This is a genomic window from Nonomuraea sp. NPDC026600, from assembly GCF_040638335.1.
Classification (GTDB): domain Bacteria; phylum Actinomycetota; class Actinomycetes; order Streptosporangiales; family Streptosporangiaceae; genus Nonomuraea.
Genome location: NZ_JBEZYD010000036.1, coordinates 78,846 through 97,833, shown reverse-complemented (window position 1 = coordinate 97,833; position 18,988 = coordinate 78,846). Strand labels below are relative to the sequence as shown.

General features: G+C 70.5%; 13 protein-coding genes and 1 tRNA gene. 5 read left to right on the top strand and 9 right to left on the bottom strand.

Going from position 1 to position 18,988, the window contains the following annotated elements:
• Positions 1–31 precede the first annotated feature (31 nt).
• The 3 genes from AB0F17_RS50800 to AB0F17_RS50790 all read right to left on the bottom strand — a co-directional run bounded on the left by AB0F17_RS50800 (position 32) and on the right by AB0F17_RS50790 (position 3,384).
• Positions 32–1,987, bottom strand: coding sequence for a SelB C-terminal domain-containing protein (locus AB0F17_RS50800; protein ID WP_358039368.1), 1,956 nt, complete (start codon positions 1,985–1,987; stop codon positions 32–34).
• Complete coding sequence (selA, locus tag AB0F17_RS50795) at positions 1,987–3,276, bottom strand: L-seryl-tRNA(Sec) selenium transferase (protein ID WP_358039365.1); 1,290 nt, start codon at positions 3,274–3,276, stop codon at positions 1,987–1,989. Before selA ends, AB0F17_RS50800 begins: the two co-directional genes overlap by 1 nt.
• A 14-nt stretch (positions 3,277–3,290) precedes the next feature.
• Positions 3,291–3,384, bottom strand: a tRNA-Sec gene (locus AB0F17_RS50790).
• A gap of 65 nt (positions 3,385–3,449) precedes the next feature.
• Between AB0F17_RS50790 and selD the strand changes: the two genes are divergently transcribed.
• Positions 3,450–4,454, top strand: a complete 1,005-nt coding sequence (gene selD / locus AB0F17_RS50785) for a selenide, water dikinase SelD (protein WP_358039362.1) — start codon at positions 3,450–3,452, stop codon at positions 4,452–4,454.
• A gap of 133 nt (positions 4,455–4,587) precedes the next feature.
• Here selD and AB0F17_RS50780 read toward each other — a convergent pair whose 3' ends face one another.
• Entirely contained in the window at positions 4,588–5,553 is a 966-nt protein-coding gene (locus tag AB0F17_RS50780; RefSeq protein ID WP_358039359.1) for an AraC family transcriptional regulator, read from the bottom strand.
• A 158-nt stretch (positions 5,554–5,711) separates the two neighbouring features.
• Here AB0F17_RS50780 and AB0F17_RS50775 point away from each other — a divergent pair, with 158 nt between their 5' ends.
• Positions 5,712–6,293 carry an NAD(P)H-dependent oxidoreductase gene (locus tag AB0F17_RS50775; protein ID WP_358039356.1) on the top strand — a complete coding sequence of 194 codons (582 nt, stop codon included), beginning with the start codon at positions 5,712–5,714 and terminating at the stop codon, positions 6,291–6,293.
• Positions 6,294–6,352: 59 nt separating this feature from the next.
• Positions 6,353–6,985 carry a UTRA domain-containing protein gene (locus tag AB0F17_RS50770; RefSeq protein ID WP_358039353.1) on the top strand — a complete coding sequence of 211 codons (633 nt, stop codon included), beginning with the start codon at positions 6,353–6,355 and terminating at the stop codon, positions 6,983–6,985.
• Between the two features lie 71 nt (positions 6,986–7,056).
• Here the strand turns inward: AB0F17_RS50770 and AB0F17_RS50765 are convergent, their stop codons facing one another.
• Positions 7,057–7,923 (bottom strand): alpha/beta hydrolase, encoded by an 867-nt coding sequence (locus AB0F17_RS50765; protein WP_358039350.1) that lies wholly within the window; start codon positions 7,921–7,923, stop codon positions 7,057–7,059.
• Positions 7,924–8,048: 125 nt separating this feature from the next.
• On the opposite strand from AB0F17_RS50765, the gene AB0F17_RS50760 reads away from it, so the two are divergent.
• Positions 8,049–8,693, top strand: a complete 645-nt coding sequence (locus AB0F17_RS50760; RefSeq protein ID WP_358039347.1) for a TetR/AcrR family transcriptional regulator — start codon at positions 8,049–8,051, stop codon at positions 8,691–8,693.
• 429 nt (positions 8,694–9,122) lie between these two features.
• Positions 9,123–11,939, top strand: a complete 2,817-nt coding sequence (locus tag AB0F17_RS50755; RefSeq protein ID WP_358039344.1) for an AAA family ATPase — start codon at positions 9,123–9,125, stop codon at positions 11,937–11,939.
• Between the two features lie 51 nt (positions 11,940–11,990).
• Here the strand turns inward: AB0F17_RS50755 and AB0F17_RS50750 are convergent, their stop codons facing one another.
• The 4 genes from AB0F17_RS50750 to fdh all read right to left on the bottom strand — a co-directional run bounded on the left by AB0F17_RS50750 (position 11,991) and on the right by fdh (position 18,987).
• Positions 11,991–13,904, bottom strand: a complete 1,914-nt coding sequence (locus tag AB0F17_RS50750; RefSeq protein ID WP_358039341.1) for a hypothetical protein — start codon at positions 13,902–13,904, stop codon at positions 11,991–11,993.
• A gap of 205 nt (positions 13,905–14,109) precedes the next feature.
• Entirely contained in the window at positions 14,110–15,015 is a 906-nt protein-coding gene (gene nrfD, locus AB0F17_RS50745; RefSeq protein ID WP_358039338.1) for an NrfD/PsrC family molybdoenzyme membrane anchor subunit, read from the bottom strand.
• Positions 15,012–15,815 (bottom strand): 4Fe-4S dicluster domain-containing protein, encoded by an 804-nt coding sequence (locus AB0F17_RS50740; RefSeq protein WP_358039336.1) that lies wholly within the window; start codon positions 15,813–15,815, stop codon positions 15,012–15,014. Before AB0F17_RS50740 ends, nrfD begins: the two co-directional genes overlap by 4 nt.
• Positions 15,808–18,987, bottom strand: coding sequence for a formate dehydrogenase (fdh, locus tag AB0F17_RS50735; RefSeq protein ID WP_358039333.1), 3,180 nt, complete (start codon positions 18,985–18,987; stop codon positions 15,808–15,810). Before fdh ends, AB0F17_RS50740 begins: the two co-directional genes overlap by 8 nt.
• Position 18,988 lies beyond the last annotated feature (1 nt).

The window sequence follows — 18,988 nt, the reverse complement described above, 5'->3', positions numbered from 1 at the left end:
TATATACCTGACATCTTGAAAAGGAGCTTCGTCAGAGACAGCGGTGATGGACCTCGTCCACGCGCTGGGTGAGCCTGCTCCGGTCGAGGTGTTCGAGCAGCGGCACCGCGACCCGCCGGCTGGTGTCGAGGGCGTTCCTGGCCTGGCTGACCGTGAAGGGCTGCGGCAGGCGGCTCAGCACCTCCGCCGCCCGGACGTCCGCGCCGGGCAGCAGCACGATCCCGTCGGTCACGCGCAGCAGCCGCCCGGCCCGTACGGCCGCCGCCACCTCCCGCGAGCCCAGCCCGAGCTCGGCCAGCCGCCCGGCCTCCGGCGCCTGGAACGGGTGCGCCGACAGCTCCACCCTCAGCCGCTCGACCGCCTGAGCCACCGGCGCGGGCAGGCCGGCGGGCCCGGTCATGATCCGCCCACCGGCGAGAGTGAGTGGCGGCCGTACCAGCGCGGCGACCAGTTGCCGGTCGGGCAGGCCGAGGTCGTGGCGGGCGGCTTCGAGTGGCATGCCGGGCTCCAGCGGGTGTTCCACGGCGTACCGCCGCGCCGTGGCCGTCAGCCGCTCGGCCAGCTCGGCCCAGTGCTCGGGATCGGCGTACCAGTCCCCGCAGACCGGTCCCACGCCGAGCGCACTGGCCTTGGCGGTCGCGCCCTCGCCAGACGCGCCGACCACCGCGTCCGTGTCCCCGTCCCCGTCCAGGTCCACGTCCGCGCCGGACGTGCCGACCATCGCGATCAGGTCGGCTGCGCGCAGCAGCCGGTGGATGCGCAGGGCGGAGGCGGCGTCCGGTGCGGCCGACTCCAGCAGGGCGGCTTGCGCCCGCGCCGCGCCCCGGCGACCGAGCGCCGGCGGGCGTACGTCGAGCACGCTCGCCCCCGCCAGCACCCGTACCTCTGCCCGGTCGCGGCCGGGATCGCGCAGCAGCAGCACGTCTCCGAGGTGCAGCGGGAGCGGACGGCCCAGACGCAGCCGTACGACGCGCCCGCCGAGCATCCGCACCTCACACCCCACCGCCGCCGACCCGATGTGCGCGATCAGCCGCCGAGGCAGCCGCCACTCCTCATCTCCCGGACCGCACGCCGAAACAGCGCCCCCTCCCGGGCCAAGCTCCCCCTCACCTCCCGGACCACACGCCGGAACAGCACCCCCTCCCAGCCCGGGGCCGGAGTCCCGGAAGTCCCCGACGGGAGAGATCCGGACGTCGACCAGGTCGGTGTACGTCCACCGACCGGGTGTGACCAGCGCCTGGCCTCGCTCAGGCAGCCCGTGACCACGCAGGTTGACCGCCACCCTGGCGACACCGGCCACCGAGGACAGCGGCTCCTTAAGGGCCTCCAGCGCCCGCACCCGTACCGGCTCCCCACCAAGCGCCAGCTCGTCACCCACCGAAATGGTGCCCGCAGGCAGCGTCCCGGTCACAACCGTCCCACTACCGGTCACACTGAACGCCCGGTCGATCCACAGCCGCACCGGCGCCTCCGGATCAGGCAGCGGAAGCCCGGCGACCAGCCGATCCAGCGCCTCCCGCAGCTCCCCGAGCCCCTGCCCGGTCCGCCCACTCACCACCACAGCCTCAAGCACACCACCCACCCCGGCTGCGACCAGCCGAGTACGTGCCTGTTCAAGGGCCGGTCCCGGGTCGGCGAGATCGGCTCGGGTCACCACAAGCAGGCAATGCCGTACGCCGAGAGCCTCCAACGCCACCAGATGCTCCTCCGACTGCGGCATCCACCCCTCATCCGCGGCCACCACGAACATCACCGCCGGCACCGGCCCAACCCCAGCCAGCATCGTCCCGAGAAACCGCTCATGCCCCGGAACATCCACAAAGGCAAGCCGCCGCCCCGAGGGCAGCGTCGTCCACGCGTACCCCAGCTCGATCGTCAGCCCGCGCCGCCGCTCCTCCGCCAGCCGATCGGGCTCCATCCCGGTGAGCGCCCGTACCAGCGTGGACTTGCCGTGGTCGACGTGCCCCGCCGTGGCCACCACATACATCAGCCACCCGCCCCGAGAATCGCCCGTACCACGTCCTCGTCGCGCTCACCAGGGACGGTACGGAGGTCGAGCAGCAACCGCCCATCCTCGATCCGTCCGACCACCGGCGGCTCACCGGTACGCAGCGGCGCGGCGAGCCGTTCGGGCAGGCTCACGGCGGCGCTCGGCAGCGTCACGCCGGGCGCCCCGCCACCCCCGACGGCGGCCCGGCTCGGCACCGCCCGCGCGTCAACACCCGCGTCGGCGAGCCGCCGGGCGAGCACCGCGGCACGGTCACCGAGTGCGGCCGGATCGGCATGCAGCGCCAGCCGAACGGGCACGGCGGGACCGCGCAGCGTGGCCTCCAGCGCGGCCAGCGTCAGCTTGTCGACCCGCAGGGCGCGGGCGAGGGGGTGCCGCCTGCACCGTTCGACCAGGTCACGGCGGCCGAGGAGGAGACCCGCCTGCGGCCCGCCGAGCAGCTTGTCGCCGCTCGCCGTCACCAGATCCGCCCCGGCCGCCAGTACGGTCGTCGCGTCCGGCTCGGCGGGCAGCAACGGTTCGCGAACGAGCAGACCGGAACCGATGTCGGCGACAACGGGCACGCCAAGCCCGGTCAGCTCCCCTACCTCGACGGAGCCGGTGAAACCCTCGATCCGGAAGTTCGACGGATGGACCTTGAGCACGCATCCGGTCTCCGGCCCCACGGCCGCCGCGTAGTCGCGGTAGGAGGTGCGGTTGGTGGTGCCCACCTCGCGCAGCCGTGCCCCGGTGGAGCCGAGCAGGTCGGGGATGCGGAACCCGTCACCGATCTCCACGAGCTCGCCCCGGCTGATCACGATCTCCCGCCCAGCGGCCAGTACGGTCGCCACCAGCACGAGCGCGGCCGCGTTGTTGTTGACGACGTGCACATCCTCGGCGGCCGGCACGGCCCGGGCGAGCGCGTCCAGCGCGCCCCGCCCGCGACGGGCCCGCGCACCGGTCTCCAGGTCGAACTCCACGTCGGCCGCACCGGCCGCGGCGGCCACCGCCTCGATCGCGGCAGGAGACAGGGGCGCCCGCCCGAGGTTCGTGTGAACCAGCACACCGGTCGCGTTGATCACCGCCCGCAGGCTCGCCGCCTGCGGCGGAAGCGCCGCCACCGCCGCATCGGCGACCTCCTCGGGCCCGATCTCACCGCTCCGCGCCCGCTGCTGCGCCCGCGTCACGGCCTCCTTGACGACCGACGGCCCCAGCCGCCCACCCGCCGCGACCAGCCGCGGATCGGCGAGTACGACATCGGTACGCGGTACGTGCCTTCGTGGGTCCACCCTTCGAAAATAAAGCGGAGGCGGACGGGAATCGAACCCGCCAGGCCGAGGACCTCGGCCTCGTCGGTTTTGAAGACCGCGGGGGCCACCAGGCACCCAGACGCCTCCAAGGGGAAACCTACTCGTTCAGCGGGGTATGAGCTGAAGCGCCACACCCGACACCTGAGGACGCCATGACAAGCACCACCAAGACGGTCCGGCTGACGCAGTACGCGCACGGTGGCGGCTGCGCCTGCAAAATCCCACCCGGCGAACTGGAGGCCGTGGTGGCGGACCTCCACACGCATGACCCCGGCGCCACGGGTGAGCTGATCATCGGGCTGGACGACGGGGACGATGCCGCCGTGGTCCGCATCGACGGCGGCCGGGCGATCGTGGCCACCGCCGACTTCTTCACTCCCGTCGTGGACGACCCCTACGACTGGGGCCGCATCGCGGCGGCCAACGCCCTGTCAGACGTCTACGCGGTCGGCGGAGAGCCGCTGGTGGCGGTCAACCTGCTCGGCTGGCCCCGTGAGAAACTGCCCTTGGACCTGGCGAAAGAGGTACTGCGCGGCGGCCTGGACGTGGCCCGGACCGCGGCCTGCCACGTCGCGGGCGGCCACAGCGTCGACGACCCGGAGCCGAAGTACGGCATGGCCGTCACCGGCCTGGCCGATCCCGCGCGGCTACTGCGCATCGACGGCGGCCGCCCCGGCCTGCCGCTCTCCCTCACCAAGCCGCTCGGCATCGGGGTGCTCAACACCCGGCACAAGGCGACCGGCGAGGTGTTCCCGCAGGCAGTCGCAGCCATGACCGCCCTGAACCGCGACGCCTCCCGGGCAGCCCTGGGCGCCGGAGCGGGATGCGCCACGGACGTGACCGGCTTCGGCCTGCTCGGCCACCTGTACAAGCTGGCCCGGGCGAGCGGCGTCACGGCCGTCGTGGACGTGGCGGCCGTACCGTACCTGGAAGGGGCCCGCGAGGCGGTACGCGACGGCCACGTCAGCGGCGGCACCCGCCGCAACCTCGACTGGGTGCGTCCCTGGCTCGATCCCGATGGCTTCGGCGAGGACGACCTGCTCCTGCTCGCCGACGCCCAGACCTCCGGCGGCCTGCTGGTGGCCGGAGAGATCCCCGGCGCGCCGGTCATCGGCGAACTGGTCCCCCTGGACGGCCCCCACCTGCGACTCCGCTGACCGTATCCCGTGGTAGCCGTCATCAGCCCGCAATGGACAGATGGGGGCGGCTCGATACTCCGGCACGCTGCTCCAACCGTTCAAGATCCGTATTTTCCTCGAGGGATAACCCTGGGGACGGCTTCCGCCTCTGTCAGGGCTTTCGCTCGAAGGGTGGGCGTTGCGGCCTTTTCGAGGTCGCCGGGTTCTGTCGGCGGTAAGCGCCGGGAGCGGTGCCGAAATGCCGTTTGAAGGCGGTGGCGAACGCGTACTCCGAGCCATAGCCGATTTTCCGTGCCACCGTCTCCAGCGGCTCATCGGACGCACGGAGCGTCTGAGCCGCCGTGTTCATCCGTACCCAGGTGAGATAGCTGAGTGGCGGCCGGCCGACGAGCGCGGTGAAGCGGCGGGCGAACGCGGATCGCGACAGCCCCGCCTCCGCGCCGAGGTCGTGGACCGTCCACGGTCGGCCAGGGTCGTTGTTGATGCGGCACAGCACGTGACTGATCGCCCGATCGTTCAATGCCGGTCCCCAGCCGACCACGGCGCCATGTTCCCCGTACCAGGCGCGTAGCGCGAACAGCAGCAGTGCGTCGAGCAGTGAGCCGATCGCCGACTCCGTACCGATGCCCGGCTTGTCCAACTCCGCGGCCAGAAGATCGATCACATGGCGCAACGGCGGCTCGTGGCCCAACTGGGCCGACAGGTGGATGAGGTCCGGCAGGTCGTTGATGATCGGATGGCAGCGGTTTTCGTCAACGGGGAACATTCCGCTCAGCACCACTGCGGAGACCGGCCTGCCGGAGAGTCCCAGCGACACGGCCTGCGGTTCGAGCCGGAATTCCTCTCCCCTCGTGAGTGGAACGTCTTGCGGCTCTGCACCGGGAGTGTCGGCCAACTCGTGAGCGTGCCCGTTGGGGAGCAGCACGACGTCGCCCATGCTCAGCGCGACGGGATCGCCCGCATGGGGAATCAGTGTGCAGGCCCCCCGCAGCATCACGTGGAACGCCACGCCTGCGACGGGCTGGAGCCGGCCTCCCCACGGAGCATGCCCTGCGATGCGGGCGAACCGGGGCCGGCCTGAGCGCATGGAATCGATCACTTGACTCAGCACGTCCATCGCCGCAGGGTACTTCAGTCCTCCGTCAGGCGGCAGTCGAGGACGATGACGTATCTATGGGGGATTCTGACGCATGGATCATCTCATTGGCTCTTACGTACGCTGGCTGCCGCCGGCGTCAGACAGCCGGCCCTGAACATGAAGCGAAGGGCAATCCAATGATCAAGGTTGGCATCATCGTCGCGAGCACTCGCCCCGGACGCGTCGGCCATGCGGTGGGCCGCTGGGTCCTCGACGAGGCGAAGAGACAGGGCGGTGCGCGGTTCGAACTGGTGGACCTTATGGACTACGACCTGCCGCAGCTCGACGAGCCGGTGCCCGCGCTGATGGGGGCGGACTACACCCGGCCGCATACCCGCCGCTGGGCCGAGAAGGTCGCCTCGCTGGACGCCTTCGTCTTCGTCACTCCGGAGTACAACCACAGCTTTCCCGGCGTTCTGAAGAACGCACTCGACTTCGTCTATCACGAGTGGGGGAACAAGGCGGCGGGCTTCGTCGGATATGGCATGGAGGGCGCGGGCCGGGCCATTCAGCACCTGCGCAGCACCATGGCCGCACTCGGAATCGCCGACGTCCGCCACCACGTGGCGCTGCAGATGCACCACGACTTCATCGACTTCAAGGAGCTCAAGCCACAGGTCCACCAGAACGACGCGGTAAGCGCCATGCTGGAAGACGTCATCGCCTGGGGCGGCGCGCTGAGGCCCCTGCGCGATAGCCGACCACCGACGAACGACTGAAATCTTGTCAACATCCGCAGCAGTCGGAACGTCAGCAGATAAGCCCAGGTCCTGCGGCTATGGAGGCCGAAAAGACCCTGAGGAATTCAAGAATATTTCTCGGTTGGCGAGAAATCCTGAACAGCTTTCCGCCACCGAAGGAGGAGCGCATGGAAGACGCGGGCTGGGTCAGCGTTTCCGCGCCCTACGTGCGGCCGCGGCGTCCCGGAGAGCCTGATGCATGGGCAGAGGAAGCCGCCCAGCACGGCAAGGTCGGGACCCACCTCCTTCAGGCCGTGGAAGAGGTCCAACCGCCGAAGGAAGTCGTGCGGGCCTTCGGACTGGCCGCAGATCAGACCGCCTTCGTCCGCCGCCGTCTCGTGCTCGCGGACGGCCGGCCAACGGAACTCGCCGATTCCTACTACCCGGCGGCCATCGCCCGTGGCACTCGGCTCGCCGAGATGCGGAAGATCCCTGGCGGGGCTCCCACCCTTCTCGCCCAGCTCGGCTACTACCCGCACAGCGCGGAAGAAGCCGTGGGAGCCCGCCCTGCGACCGAGACAGAGCGACAGGCTCTCGGCCTTCGACCAGAGGACTGGGTTCTGCTCCTGACCCGCATCGTTCGAACTGACGACGGAACGCCGATCGAGGTCAGCGTGATGACGATGGTGGCCCACGGTCGCGAGTTGCGCTATCAGATGATCATCAAGTGAGGAGACCCGCAATCGTGGGTACGCGGCTGGATTCTCGTCCGCGCCATCAGCAGATCGCATGGTAGCTACCGTTATGACCCGGCTGGTGGGCCCGAATCGCCGTGGCCGTTGCCTGCGGGGTTCGTCGGACTCTGCGGGATCGGTGCGCCGGTCCGTTCAAGCGCCGTGACGAGCCCAAGGGCGAACCCCTCGGGGTGCGAAACGCAACCGACATGCCCACCCGGCAGTTCGACCGCGGTCCGGCCGAGCGTCTGGCCCAGTAGCTCGGTGACGTCGTGCGCCGGGTAGCCGTGTCCATCGCGGCCGGCCGCGAACACGATCCGGTCGGCGTACGTCCGGAGCGCGGCCAGGTCCAGCTCGACCGCCGGGTACTGGCGCAGCTCATGCTCGAACCAGTGGGCGGCGTTGGCGTCGTTGCGTGGCGCGCCGGCCATGACCTCCCGGTCCGACGGAGGGAAGGTACGGTCGCGGAATGCGTCCAGCGCCGGCCCGATGCCGGCACGGCGGTACATCTCGTACAGCTCCGCGAAAACGTCGATCCATTTCTGCCCGTCGGGCAGGTACCGCATGACCGGCGGCTCGAACGGGACGAGCGTGCTGACGACGTCCGGATGCCAGGTGAGCAGGGCCAGCGCCACGATCGCACCGGAACTGGCGCCGAAGACGATCGCGGGGTCGTCGCCGATGTGCGCGATCAGCCGCCGGACGTCGTCGGCGTCGGTCGCCAACCGGCGGCCGTAATCCTGCGGTCCGTCCAAACGGCTGCGTGAGAAGCCGCGCCTGTCATAGATGACGACCGTGTACCGCGCCATGAGGTGTTCGGTCACCCTCCGGAAGACGTCGGCCGTGCCGCCCGCCCCCGCGATCATGACCATGGTCGGGCCGCTGCCGTGGGTCTCGTAGTAGAGCCGAGCCCCGGGCACATCGAGATAACTCATCTGTCTTCCCCGATCTTGAAGATCTTGGTCGCTAGCCGATGTCAGCGAGGCTCAGTTTTGCTGTACATAGTGTCTCTGTCAATTGCAGCGTGTCTTGATGCTTGTCACGGTGTATCATCGAGTTCATGCCGAGGCTGTGGAACGAGACCATCGAGACGCACCGCCGCGACGTGCGTCAGGCGATCCTCGACACCACCGCCGAGCTCGTGGCCGAGTACGGGCTGCGGTCCGTGACGATGGCGCGGATCGCCGAGCGGACCGGCATCGGGCGGGCGACGCTCTACAAGTACTTTCCGGAGGTCGAGGCGATCCTCGTCGCCTGGCACGACCAGCACGTCACCGGCCACCTCCAGCAACTGGCCGACGCCAGGGCGTCCGCCGTGGACCCCGCCGCACAACTGCACGCTGTGCTGTCCGTCTACGCGCACATCGCCCACGAGATGTCACACCGGCACCCCGGCACCGAGCTGAGTGCGCTGCTGCACCGCGACGAGCGCGTCGCGCAAGCTCAACGGCACCTGCACGACCTGGTCCGCGACGTACTGACCGAGGCCGCCAACGCGGGCGTCATCCGCGCCGACGTCGCCCCCGGCGAACTGGCGACCTACTGCCTGCACTCCCTCGCCGCGGCCGCCGACCTGCCGTCTACGGACGCGATCGACCGGCTCGTCACGCTCACGCTGGCCGGACTACGACCCGACGGCTGCAGCCCGGTGAACGGGTGGATGAACTCCGGACGAGAGGCCGAGAACACCCGCATCCATCGATGATCAACCACGGTCCGAACCAGACCAACGCCGGGTGACAAGACATCCCGTAGCCAACATCACCTACGCGACGTCGGGCCGTGTCATCAGCGGCGACCGCACATGCAACGCCAGACTGGGGCTGGTCAGGGGCACGGTGCTCCACGTCGCCACCGCTGTCCTCGCGTCGGCGTCGACCACCAGCCGAACCCGGTGCGGGGTGGTGATGACATAAAGCTCGGCGACGAACGTGTCGCCCTGCCAGGCGCCAGCCGCGACGACAGGGCGGCCGAGCGGCGAACTTTCCCGCCATTCACCTGGGTCGTTGCAGGGCGAGTAGACCCTCCATGGACATCGGCGTGTATCTGTAAGATCATCTGTCTGTTGACCGTGCGACCGATCCTGGCGTGATCGCCGGCTTGCGCACCGGCACTCAAGGTGACCGGAGGACGCGTGACCGAGGCGAGGGTGGGATCTGTCCGGCCGCTGTGGCCTGAGCTGGTCGGGCGGGCCGGTGAGCTGGCCCGGATCGAGGCGGCCGTCACCGATGCGGGATGCCGCTTGGTCCTCATCGACGGTGAGCCGGGGGTGGGCAAGACCCGGCTGCTGGAGCACCTGGTCAAGCGAGCGCACGCGGCCGGGCGGACCGTGCTCGCCGGCAGTGCCACCGAGTTCGAGCGGCTCGTCCCGTTCGGCATGTACGTGGATGCCTTCACCCGGCTGTCCGACGGCACTCCCGGCGCCGATGATCTCGCGGAGGCGGCGCTGCGTACTCTGCTGTCGGCAGGCGAGGCCGATCAGGGGCAGCTGGATCGCTACCACACCTATCGCGGCATCCGAGCGCTCCTGACCCACCTGGCCGCCGGCCGCGGCGCCGTTCTGGCACTCGACGACCTGCACTGGGCGGACACGCCGTCACTCGAACTGACCGAGTTCCTGCTCCGCCGCCCGCCGGCCGCCGGGTTCCTGCTCGCGATCGCCTGCCGGTCGAGCGTGATCCCGCCGGTGGTGTGCGATGCCGTCGCCCGGCATGATCCGAGCGTCACCCGGCTGAGTGTGGCTCCGCTCGACGAGGACGCGGCGGCGTCACTGATGCCGTCCGATGTGGACCCGCGCCGGCGGCGGTTGATGTACCGGGTCAGCGGTGGCAATCCCCTGTTCCTGCGCGCGTTGCTGGACGCCGGCGACACGACCCTGGCGGAACTGGCCGACGGCCGGCCCGGGGCGACACTCGCCCTTGAGCAGACACTGCTGGCGGTGCTGCGCAGTGAGCTGGACCAGCTCACCCCGACCGGCCGGCGGGCGGCCCACGCGGCCGCGGTCGCCGGCGAGCTGGCATCGCTCGTCGTCATCTCCCATGTCGCCGAGCTCGGCGCCGAGACCGCCGCTGCCGCCGTGGACGAGCTGTGCGGGCAGGGTCTCGGCACGTTGGCGGGCGCGCGGTTCGCGTTCCGCCATCCGCTGGTACGCGCCGCCGCGTACGACACGTGTGGAGCGAGCTGGCGCGTCGCCGCCCATGCCCGGGTCGCCGACTACTTGCGCCGCAACGACGGATCGCTGGCGTTGCTCGCCCACCACACCGAGCGGTGCGCCGAGCACGGTGACGAGCAGGCCGCCAGGACGCTGGCCGACGCGGGCATCGCGTATCTGAACTCGGCGCCGGCGACCGCGGTGCGGCTGCTCCGCGAGGCGCTGCGCGTGCTGCCCGAACGCGACGACCTCGTGCCGTATCGCGGCGGGCTGCTCACCGGGCTGGCGCGAGGCACCGGTGTGATGGGCTCCTTGGCGGAAAGCCGGCGCATCCTCCATGAGGTCATCCACCTGCCGCACGACGTGGCCTCGGCGGCGGTGGCCTTCTCCTCCGTGATATCCCGCATGCTCGGCCAGTTGGACGAGGCCCGGGCCCTGGTGAGCGCACAGACCCACCGGGCCGGGCAGGACCGGCGGGTGCGGGCGCAACTCCTGGCGGAGTTGGCCGCCGTGGCGATGTTGCGGGCCGATCCTGACGGTGCCCGCCAGCATGCGCTCGAAGCCCTCGGGCTCGTCTCGAAAACCACCGATCCGGCGCTCGCCGCCGCGGCGTACGCCCTGCTGGCCGTGGCGTGCCTGCAGGACGGCGACATCACCGCGGCACGAACGCACAGCAGGCGTGCCGGGTGGCTGATGGACAGCGCATCGGACACCACTCTGGTGCCGCATGTCGAACTCGTCGCGCCGTTGGCCTGGAGCGAGATCAGCTTCCAGCGGCCCGCCGACGCCGCGCGCCACCTGGCCCGGGGCATCGACCTCGCGACGATGTCCGGCCGCAGCTACGCGATGCCGTACCTCTTGATCGTCCAAGCCCGCCACGAGGCCAGGGCCGGCCGCCTGACGGAGGCCATCGACATCGCGGAGCACGCCGTCGCGGCATCCGAGTACGTCCAGAGCAGCGAGACGCTGGCGATGGCCCGGTGCGTCATGCTGTTGCCGGTGCTGTGGCGGGACGGCGTTCGTCCCGCCATGACGCTCGCCGACCAGATCGTCGCCGCCGGTCCCGGGTCGCCGTGGTGGCAGGCGATGGCGTACGTGTCCGTGGCCCGGGTCCGCCTCGCCGCGGGCCGTGCCGAGCCGGGTCATCCACTGCCATCGGTCCTTACCCGCGACACCGAGGTGGAACGGCTGGCGGTGCAGTCGATCCGCGCCGGAGCCGAGGGCGACGTCGCTACCGCGCTCGCCCGGTCGGCGGCAGCGGTCGAGACCGCCGACGGACTCGCCTACCACCTCGGCACCGCGTACGACGCCCGCGCCCGCGCATTGTCCGGCCACGACGACCTGGCTGGAGCCGCGGCCGCCGCCCAGATCGCCGCCGAGCGGTTCGGCGAGAGCGGCGCCGTCGTCGAACGCGGCCTGGCGCATCAGCTTCTCGCCACCGTCTACGGCCGCATGGGAGACGTGGCGCCGTGCCGCGCCGAAATCGGCCGGGCCAAGGCCGCTTACAAGGAATCGGGCGCGGACTGGCTTGCCGGCCGGCTGGCCCGGGTGGAGCGGCAACTCGCCGCACGCGGCCCCCGGCACGCGGCGCGGGAAACAGCGCTGACAGCGCGGGAGCGGCAGGTGGCCGAACTCGTCAGTCAAGGGTTGACCAACCGGGAGGTGGCCGAGCGGCTCCAGGTCAGTCAGAAGACGGTGGAAACCCATGTCGCGCGCATTTTCAGCAAGTTCGACGTGCGTTCCCGGGTGGCGCTGGCCAGACGGCTGGCGGGTCAGGGCGACCTCCCCGCGATCGGATGACGGCTGGAGCGGCCGGACGGCATGCGCCCGCCCGGCGGCTCCGGCTGTGGTCTAGGCCCACTCCTCGTCTGTTATCTCGGTGACGTCGTCGTTGACGTTGATGTTGGGCATGCAGGGGTCCGCCTTGGGCACGATCTTCCCGAACTGAATCCAGATGAGCGTGATGGGCGCTCGCAGGCCGCCCCCGCTCACCACGGACGTCGAGGCCTGCATGGCCGTATCGGTCGGAACCGCTGTTATGGGAGCGCAAGGATCGCTGTTGGGGGTGTTCGTGGCCCCGCCGGTGCCACCCGATTCGCCCGTGCCACCCGATTCGCCGGTGCCACCGGTACCGCCGGTGCCGCCCGTGCCACCGGTACCGCCGGTGCCGCCCGTGCCACCGGTACCGCCTGTGCCGCCCGAACCGCCTGTGCCGCCCGAACCGCCCGTGCCGCCCGTTCCGCTCGTCTCGCCGGTCGGGTAGGTGTACGTGGCGGGAATCCAGCTGTACCCCGGATCACTGCCATATCCGCCGCCGCTGCCGCCGCTCACCACCGGTGCCCCCGGAATCGCCGGCCACGGGATCGGATCGGTCACCACGGTCACCGGGAAGTTGGTCGTACCGTTCGGGCCGATGTAATGGCAGACGCTGTCCACGTCGGTCCCGTCACACATCTCCTCCGGGTGAGCGTGTGCCCATTCTTCGAACGCCCGCTCGCCCTCCGGGTCCTCCACCCAGGCCTGCGGATTGGTGTTGACGTGAGTGAAGTCGGGCCCGTCCGGGAAGAGGTCGGGGAACTCGCGGGCCATGAAGCCCGCCAGCGCCTTGCCGATCGCCACGGCGCCCGGCTCGTTGGGGTGGAAGCTCTCCTGGTTGAGCTTGAAGACCTTGTTCACCCCCAAGAGCGTGTACCGGGTCTTCAGCCCGTTGAAGTACGCATCCGGCTGGCCGAGCTCATGACCGGCCACCGCGCTGGGGATGTTCGGTCCCGGCGCGTTCGGGTTGAACACGTGGACCTTGATGTTCGGAAACCTGACGCGGAACCGCTCGACCGCGTCTGTGATCGCCTTGTTCACCGCGACCGCGAACGGATACATCTCGTCCAGGGCGGCGCCGGTGATCTGCTTCGTGTCGGCGTTGCCGGACGCCTTGAGGGCCAACGGGTAGAGCGCCACGACGATCTCCGCCTTGGTCGCCTTCGCGCTCGTGTCCACCAGGGCCTGTTCGACGTTCGCCGAGACCTGCGGCATCCGCTTCGTCAGCTTTTTCACCTCAAGCCGGACATCGCGCGCCTGGTGCTTGTATGCCTCCGGGTCGTGGATGTCCTCATCCATGCCGCCTACGTAGTGGGCCGCGATCGCGGTCGACAGCATCGACCCGAAGCCGGCGTCGTTGCCGCCGAGCCCGAAATAGACGATGTCGGAGTCCGCGGGAACGCCATTGATCTGGGGCGGGTTACGCACCACGGTGCAATTGTTGTTTTCGCAATGCTGGCTCATGAGATGTTTGGTCTCGGCCCCCGACGACGCGTTGAAGTGCAGCTCGTCGGAAGCCCAGGTGGAGCGGATCTCGACGGGCCGAATCGTGTACGTTCCGAAGGGATAGCGGCCCTGCTCCAGATAGGCCCATGCCAGGTGAGCCGGCGCGTAGCCGGACTGATGCCGCCAGTCCTCGGGGCCCGGGTACCCAACGTAGACGCTGTCATGGCTCGCGCCCTCACCACTCGTGTAGCTGTCGCCGACCACCGCCATTTTGAACTTCCGCTTGGTCGGCGTAGGTGTCGGCGTGGGTGTGGGTGTCGGGTCGATGGTCGGAGGGGGCGTGGGGAACGTCGGGACGGGCTTGAGCGTCGGCTTGACCGGCGGTGGCGCCACAATAGGCGGCCCGGCAAGCGCCGGAGCGCTGGCCAGCATGATCGTGACGAGGGCGGCCACAAACGCCATCAGGCCCAGCCGCCATCGCCGTAACCGGCGGGGAGGTCGCATGGACAAGCCTTCCTATCGTGGGGGGTCGAAACGGGCGTGCCTTGCTGCACGCATCATCCGCCGCCACGCGATCGCTAACATCAGGTGCTCCCCACCCGACCACCCCGACATCCACTGACGGAAGCCATCGCCCAGAGGGACGCGTTTCTCGCCGACTGCCCCGGCCCGTCCTTCGCCGCCGCGGTCTCGCCGGGCAACTGCCACCTCAGGTGTTGAGGCGCTGCCGCTGCGGAACGACGGTGTACTTCGGGTCGGCGGCCGACGCTCTTCCCGCCTCCAGGATGCCGAACCGGGTGCACAGCGCACCCGCCGTCAGCGCGAGACCGGAAAGCGCGGTGAGGGCACGGCTGCGCCCGGAGACCACGGCGAGCAGCCCGCCACCGGCCGTCAGCACGCGGGCCGAAAGCATCAGGCGCCCCGCCTTCCCCACCCGGTACGGCTCCCCGGCCAGCCCGAGCCGCCGTTCCATCACCACGCCCGCGACACTCTCCACGGCGGCCCCGACCACCGCCACCACCCGAGCAGGCCCCGCCTCCGCCCGAGGGGTCGCCAGCATGCCCACCGCCCCGGCGCTGGCCAGCGCGCTCCCGGCGAACAGGAACGGCAGCTCCCGATAGGCCTCGTGCCAGGCGGGTACGGCGGTGTCGGCGACCACGACGGCGGTGTAGGTGGCGGTCAGCGGGCCGGTCAGGCCCGTGGCGAGGACTGCCGCGTCTCCCACGGCGGGCAGGATCCCGGTCAGCTCGGTCGCGGCGGCGACCGCCGACAGCCCGCCCTGGGCGGCCAGGAGCCAGGAGCCCAGGCTCATCGCAGAGGTGGGCTTGAACACCCGGAACATGTTGAGGAAACGTTCAGGCCTGCCCAGTTCGGCGATGAGGAACCCGGTGCCGGCGGCAGCGCCGACCGCCGCCGCGACCCGGGCGGTGCGCGCCAGCCGGTCGTGCCCGGTGAATCCGGCCATGACCGCCATCACCGACGAAGCCCCCGACAGACCCCCCGAGTAGAGATATGCCGGCATATGGGGTTCGTGCCAGACGGGGGCCTTGAGCACCGGCCGCCCGTAGTAGGACCGGAACTCCGCCTCCGGCACCATCGCCCGCTCCCGCGTCACCGCCGCACTCCCCTACGCGACCCCGCGAAGGCCACCGCCACCGCCCCGGCCAGGGACAGCGCCGCCGCCCCCGCCCAGCGCCACATGTACGGCAGGTCGCGGGTGGTCACCACGGGATCGGGCGGCAGCCCGTACACCTCGGGCTCGTCCAGCAGGAGGAAGAACGCGCCCGCGCCGCCCACCCCGTCGTCCGGGCTCTCGCCGTACAGCCGGGCCTCGGTGTGCCCGTCGGCGCGCAGCCGTTCCACCCGCTCCTCTGCCCGCTCGCGGAGCTCGTCGAGCGGGCCGAACTGGATCGAGTCGGTCGGGCACGCCTTGGCGCACGCCGGTTCGAGGCCGCCGCGTTGCCGGTCGTAGCACATGGTGCACTTCCACGCCCGTCCGTCGCCCTCCCTGCGGTCGATCACGCCGTACGGGCAGGCCGAGACGCAGTAGCCGCAGCCGTTGCAGATGTCCTCCTGGATCACCACCGTGCCGAACTCCGTGCGGAACAACGCACCGGTCGGGCAGACGTCCAGGCAGGCGGCGTGCGTGCAGTGCTTGCACACGTCCGACGACATCAGCCACCGCTCGATGCCCTCATCAGCGCCGTCGTCAGGCGCCCGCACCGGACGCGACTGCTCGATGAAGGCCACGTGCCGCCAGGTGCTCGCCCCGAGCGCCCCGGTGTTGTCGTACGACGTCGCCTCGAACACGAACCCGTCGTCGGGCAGCTGGTTCCACTCCTTGCAGGCCACCTCGCAGGCCTTGCAGCCGATGCAGACGCTCGTGTCGGTGAAGAAGCCCATCCGCTCAGCCATGGCGGTAACCCTCCAGCAGATCGAGCATCGCCCGGCCTCTCGGCCGCCTGCCGGGCCGGACGTCGCAGGTCATGGCCTTGCTCTCCTGAATGTGCACGTTCGGGTCGAGCACCAGCGGCAGCAGGTCGTTGGCGACGTCGCCGGTCACCAGGCCGCCACCGCCCCAGCCCCAGTGGTACGGCAGGCCGATCTGATGGATCACCCTGCCCTGGATGCGCAGCGGCCGGACCCGGCCGGTGACCAGCACCCTGGCCTCGATCACGGTGCGGGTGGTGACGATCGTCGCCCAGCCGCCGTTGACCAGCCCCACCTCGGCGGCGAGCCGCGGGGACACCTCGCAGAACAACTCCGGCTGCAGCTCGGCCAGGTAGGCCAGCGGCCGGCTCATGCCGCCCGCCGTGTGGTGCTCGGTGAGCCGGTACGTGGTCAGCACATAGGGGAAGCGCGGCGACTCCGGCGGGTTGTAGGGGCTCTCCGGCCGCGCGTAGATCTCGCGGGCGGGGTTGGCCTGCTGGGCGTACAGCGGGTTGCCGACCGGCGACTCGTGCGGCTCGTAGTGCGCGGGCAGCGGGCCGTCGGCCAGCCCCGCCGGCGCGTACAGCCAGCCCTTCCCGTCGGACTGCATGATGAACGGGTCGATCCCGGCCAGCGCCGCCTCGGCCTTGGCGCCTTCGGGCGGCACGTAGTCCGGCGGCTTGCCCTTCTCGAAGTCGGGCACGTCGTGGCCGGTCCACTCACCGCGTTCGGCGTCCCACCAGACGTAGGCCTTGCGCTCGCTCCACGGGCGGCCCTGCGGGTCGGCGGAGGCCCGGTTGTAGAGGATCCGCCGGTTGGCCGGCCAGGCCCAGCCCCATTCGGGTGCCACGGGGGACTGCTCCCGCCCCGGCCGGCGCCGGGCCGCCTGGTTGACCTCGTCGGCGTAGACCCCGCAGTAGATCCAGCAGCCGCAGCTCGTGGACCCGTCCGGCTTGAGCTGGGTGTAGGCCGACAGCGCCCGCCCGTCCGGGCCGACCCCGTTGATCTCGCGGAGCACCGCCGACGCCGAAGGATCCCGGTGCTCCCCCAGCTCGGGATAGTCCCAGGTCAGCTCGCGCAGCGGCCGGTCGATCTCGTCGCCGGACAGCCGTCGCCTGACCAGCCTGCCGAGGTGGTAGTAGAACCACAGGTCGCTGCGGCACTCGCCCGGCGGGTCGAGCGCCTTCTCCCGCCACTGCAGCAGCCGCTGGGTGTTGGTGAACGTCCCTTCCTTCTCCACGTGGCTCGCGGCAGGCAGGAAGAACACCTCGGTGGCGATGTCCTCGGTACGCATTTCCCCGGTCTCCAGTTCCGGACCGTCCTGCCAGAAGGTGGCCGTCTCCACCAGTGTCAGGTCGCGTACCACCAGCCAGTCGAGGTTGGCCAGGCCGAGGCGCTGCGCCCGGCCGCCGGAGGAGCCTACGGCGGGGTTCTCCCCGATCACGAAGTAGCCCTTCACCGTCCCGTCGATCTGACCCATCACGGTGGTGTAGTGACCGTGGTCGCCGGTGAGGCGCGGCAGGTGGTCGAAGCAGAAGTCGTTCTCCTCGGTCGCCGCCTCCCCCCACCACGCCTTGAGCAGGCTCACCAGGTAGGAGCGCCGGTGGCCCCAGAAGCCCTTCTCGCCGCCCTCACGGGCCAGATAGTCGTCCAGACCCTCGTGCCGGTGGGCGTGGGGCATGGCCAGGTACCCGGGCAGGAGGTTGAACAGCGTCGGGATGTCGGTCGAGCCCTGGATGCTGGCGTGCCCGCGCAGCGCCAGGATGCCGCCACCGGGCCGGCCCATGTTGCCCAGCAGCAGTTGGAGGATCGAGGCGGTGCGGATGTACTGCGCGCCCACCGTGTGCTGGGTCCAGCCGACCGAGTACACCCAGGCCGTGGTGCGCTCCCGGCCGGAGTTCGCGGTGATCGCGTCGGCGAGCTCGGCGAAGTCCTGGCGCGAGATGCCGCACAGCCGCTCGACCAGCTCCGGCGTATAGCGGGCGAAGTGCCGCCGGAGGATCTGGTAGACGCAGCGCGGATGGCGCAGCGTCGGATCCGTCGCCGCGCTGGGATGCGCGGCGGCACCGCCGGAGCCGTAGGTGTCCGCCCCGGCGGCTGCGGCGTGGTGCCGGCCGCCCTCCAGGTGCTCGCCCGGCGCCTGCTCGCCCGTCCCCTCGTACGCCCAGCTACTCGGGTCGTACGTACGCGTCTCCGGGTCGAAGCCGGAGAACAGCCCGTCGAGGTCCTCGGTGTCCCGAAAGTCCTCGGACACGATCGTGGCGGCGTTGGTGTAGGCCAGCACGTACTCGCGGAAGTCCAGCTCATTGCGGAGCACGTGGCTGATCAGCGCCCCGAGCAGCACGATGTCGCTGCCCGCGCGGATCGGCAGGTGGCGGTCGGCCAGCGCGCTGGTCCGGGTGAAGCGCGGATCCACGTGAAACACCTTCGCCCCCCGCGCCCTGGCCTCCACCACCCACTGGAACCCCACCGGATGGCATTCGGCCATGTTGGAGCCCTGGATGACGATGCAGTCCGCACCCGCCAGGTCCTGCTGGAAGGTGGTCGCGCCACCACGCCCGAAGCTGATCCCCAGACCGGGGACGGTGGAGGAGTGTCAAATACGCGCCTGGTTCTCCACCTGGATCGCGCCGAGGGCCGTGTACAGCTTCTTCATCAGGTAGTTCTCTTCGTCGTCGAGCGTCGCCCCGCCCAACCCGGCGATGCCCATCGTGCGGCGCACGACCTTGCCCTCATGGGTCTGCTGCCACGTCTCCCGCCGGGTCCGCACCACCCGGTCGGCGATCATCTCCATCGCGGTGCTGAGGTCGAGCCGCTCCCAACCGGTGCCGTGCGGCCTCCGGTACAGCACCTGGGTCTGGCGGCCGGGATGCGTGACGAGCTGCTTGCTCGCCGACCCCTTGGGACACAGCCGCCCACGCGAGATGGGCGAGTCGGGGTCCCCCTCGATCTGCGTGACCCGGCCGTCCTTGACGTACACGAGCTGCCCGCAACCGACCGCGCAATAGGGACAGACCGACCGCGCGACCTTGTCCGCCTCCTGGATGCGGGGAGTCAGCGCGTCGGTACGGGCGGAGCGCACGGCGTCGCCCCTGCCGTCCTCTCCCTTGAGCTGCCGAACCACCGGCCACCGGGAGAACCATCCCCCACCGGACATA

What these genes read in the sequence shown, in the direction of transcription:
- AB0F17_RS50800 (WP_358039368.1), bottom strand. Translation starts at nt 1,987, where the DNA reads ATGTATGTGGTGGCCACGGCGGGGCACGTCGACCACGGCAAGTCCACG.
- selD (WP_358039362.1), top strand. Translation starts at nt 3,450, where the DNA reads ATGACAAGCACCACCAAGACGGTCCGGCTGACGCAGTACGCGCACGGT.
- AB0F17_RS50780 (WP_358039359.1), bottom strand. Translation starts at nt 5,553, where the DNA reads ATGGACGTGCTGAGTCAAGTGATCGATTCCATGCGCTCAGGCCGGCCC.
- AB0F17_RS50775 (WP_358039356.1), top strand. Translation starts at nt 5,712, where the DNA reads ATGATCAAGGTTGGCATCATCGTCGCGAGCACTCGCCCCGGACGCGTC.
- AB0F17_RS50770 (WP_358039353.1), top strand. Translation starts at nt 6,353, where the DNA reads ATGGAGGCCGAAAAGACCCTGAGGAATTCAAGAATATTTCTCGGTTGG.
- AB0F17_RS50765 (WP_358039350.1), bottom strand. Translation starts at nt 7,923, where the DNA reads ATGAGTTATCTCGATGTGCCCGGGGCTCGGCTCTACTACGAGACCCAC.
- AB0F17_RS50760 (WP_358039347.1), top strand. Translation starts at nt 8,049, where the DNA reads ATGCCGAGGCTGTGGAACGAGACCATCGAGACGCACCGCCGCGACGTG.
- AB0F17_RS50750 (WP_358039341.1), bottom strand. Translation starts at nt 13,904, where the DNA reads ATGCGACCTCCCCGCCGGTTACGGCGATGGCGGCTGGGCCTGATGGCG.
- AB0F17_RS50740 (WP_358039336.1), bottom strand. Translation starts at nt 15,815, where the DNA reads ATGGCTGAGCGGATGGGCTTCTTCACCGACACGAGCGTCTGCATCGGC.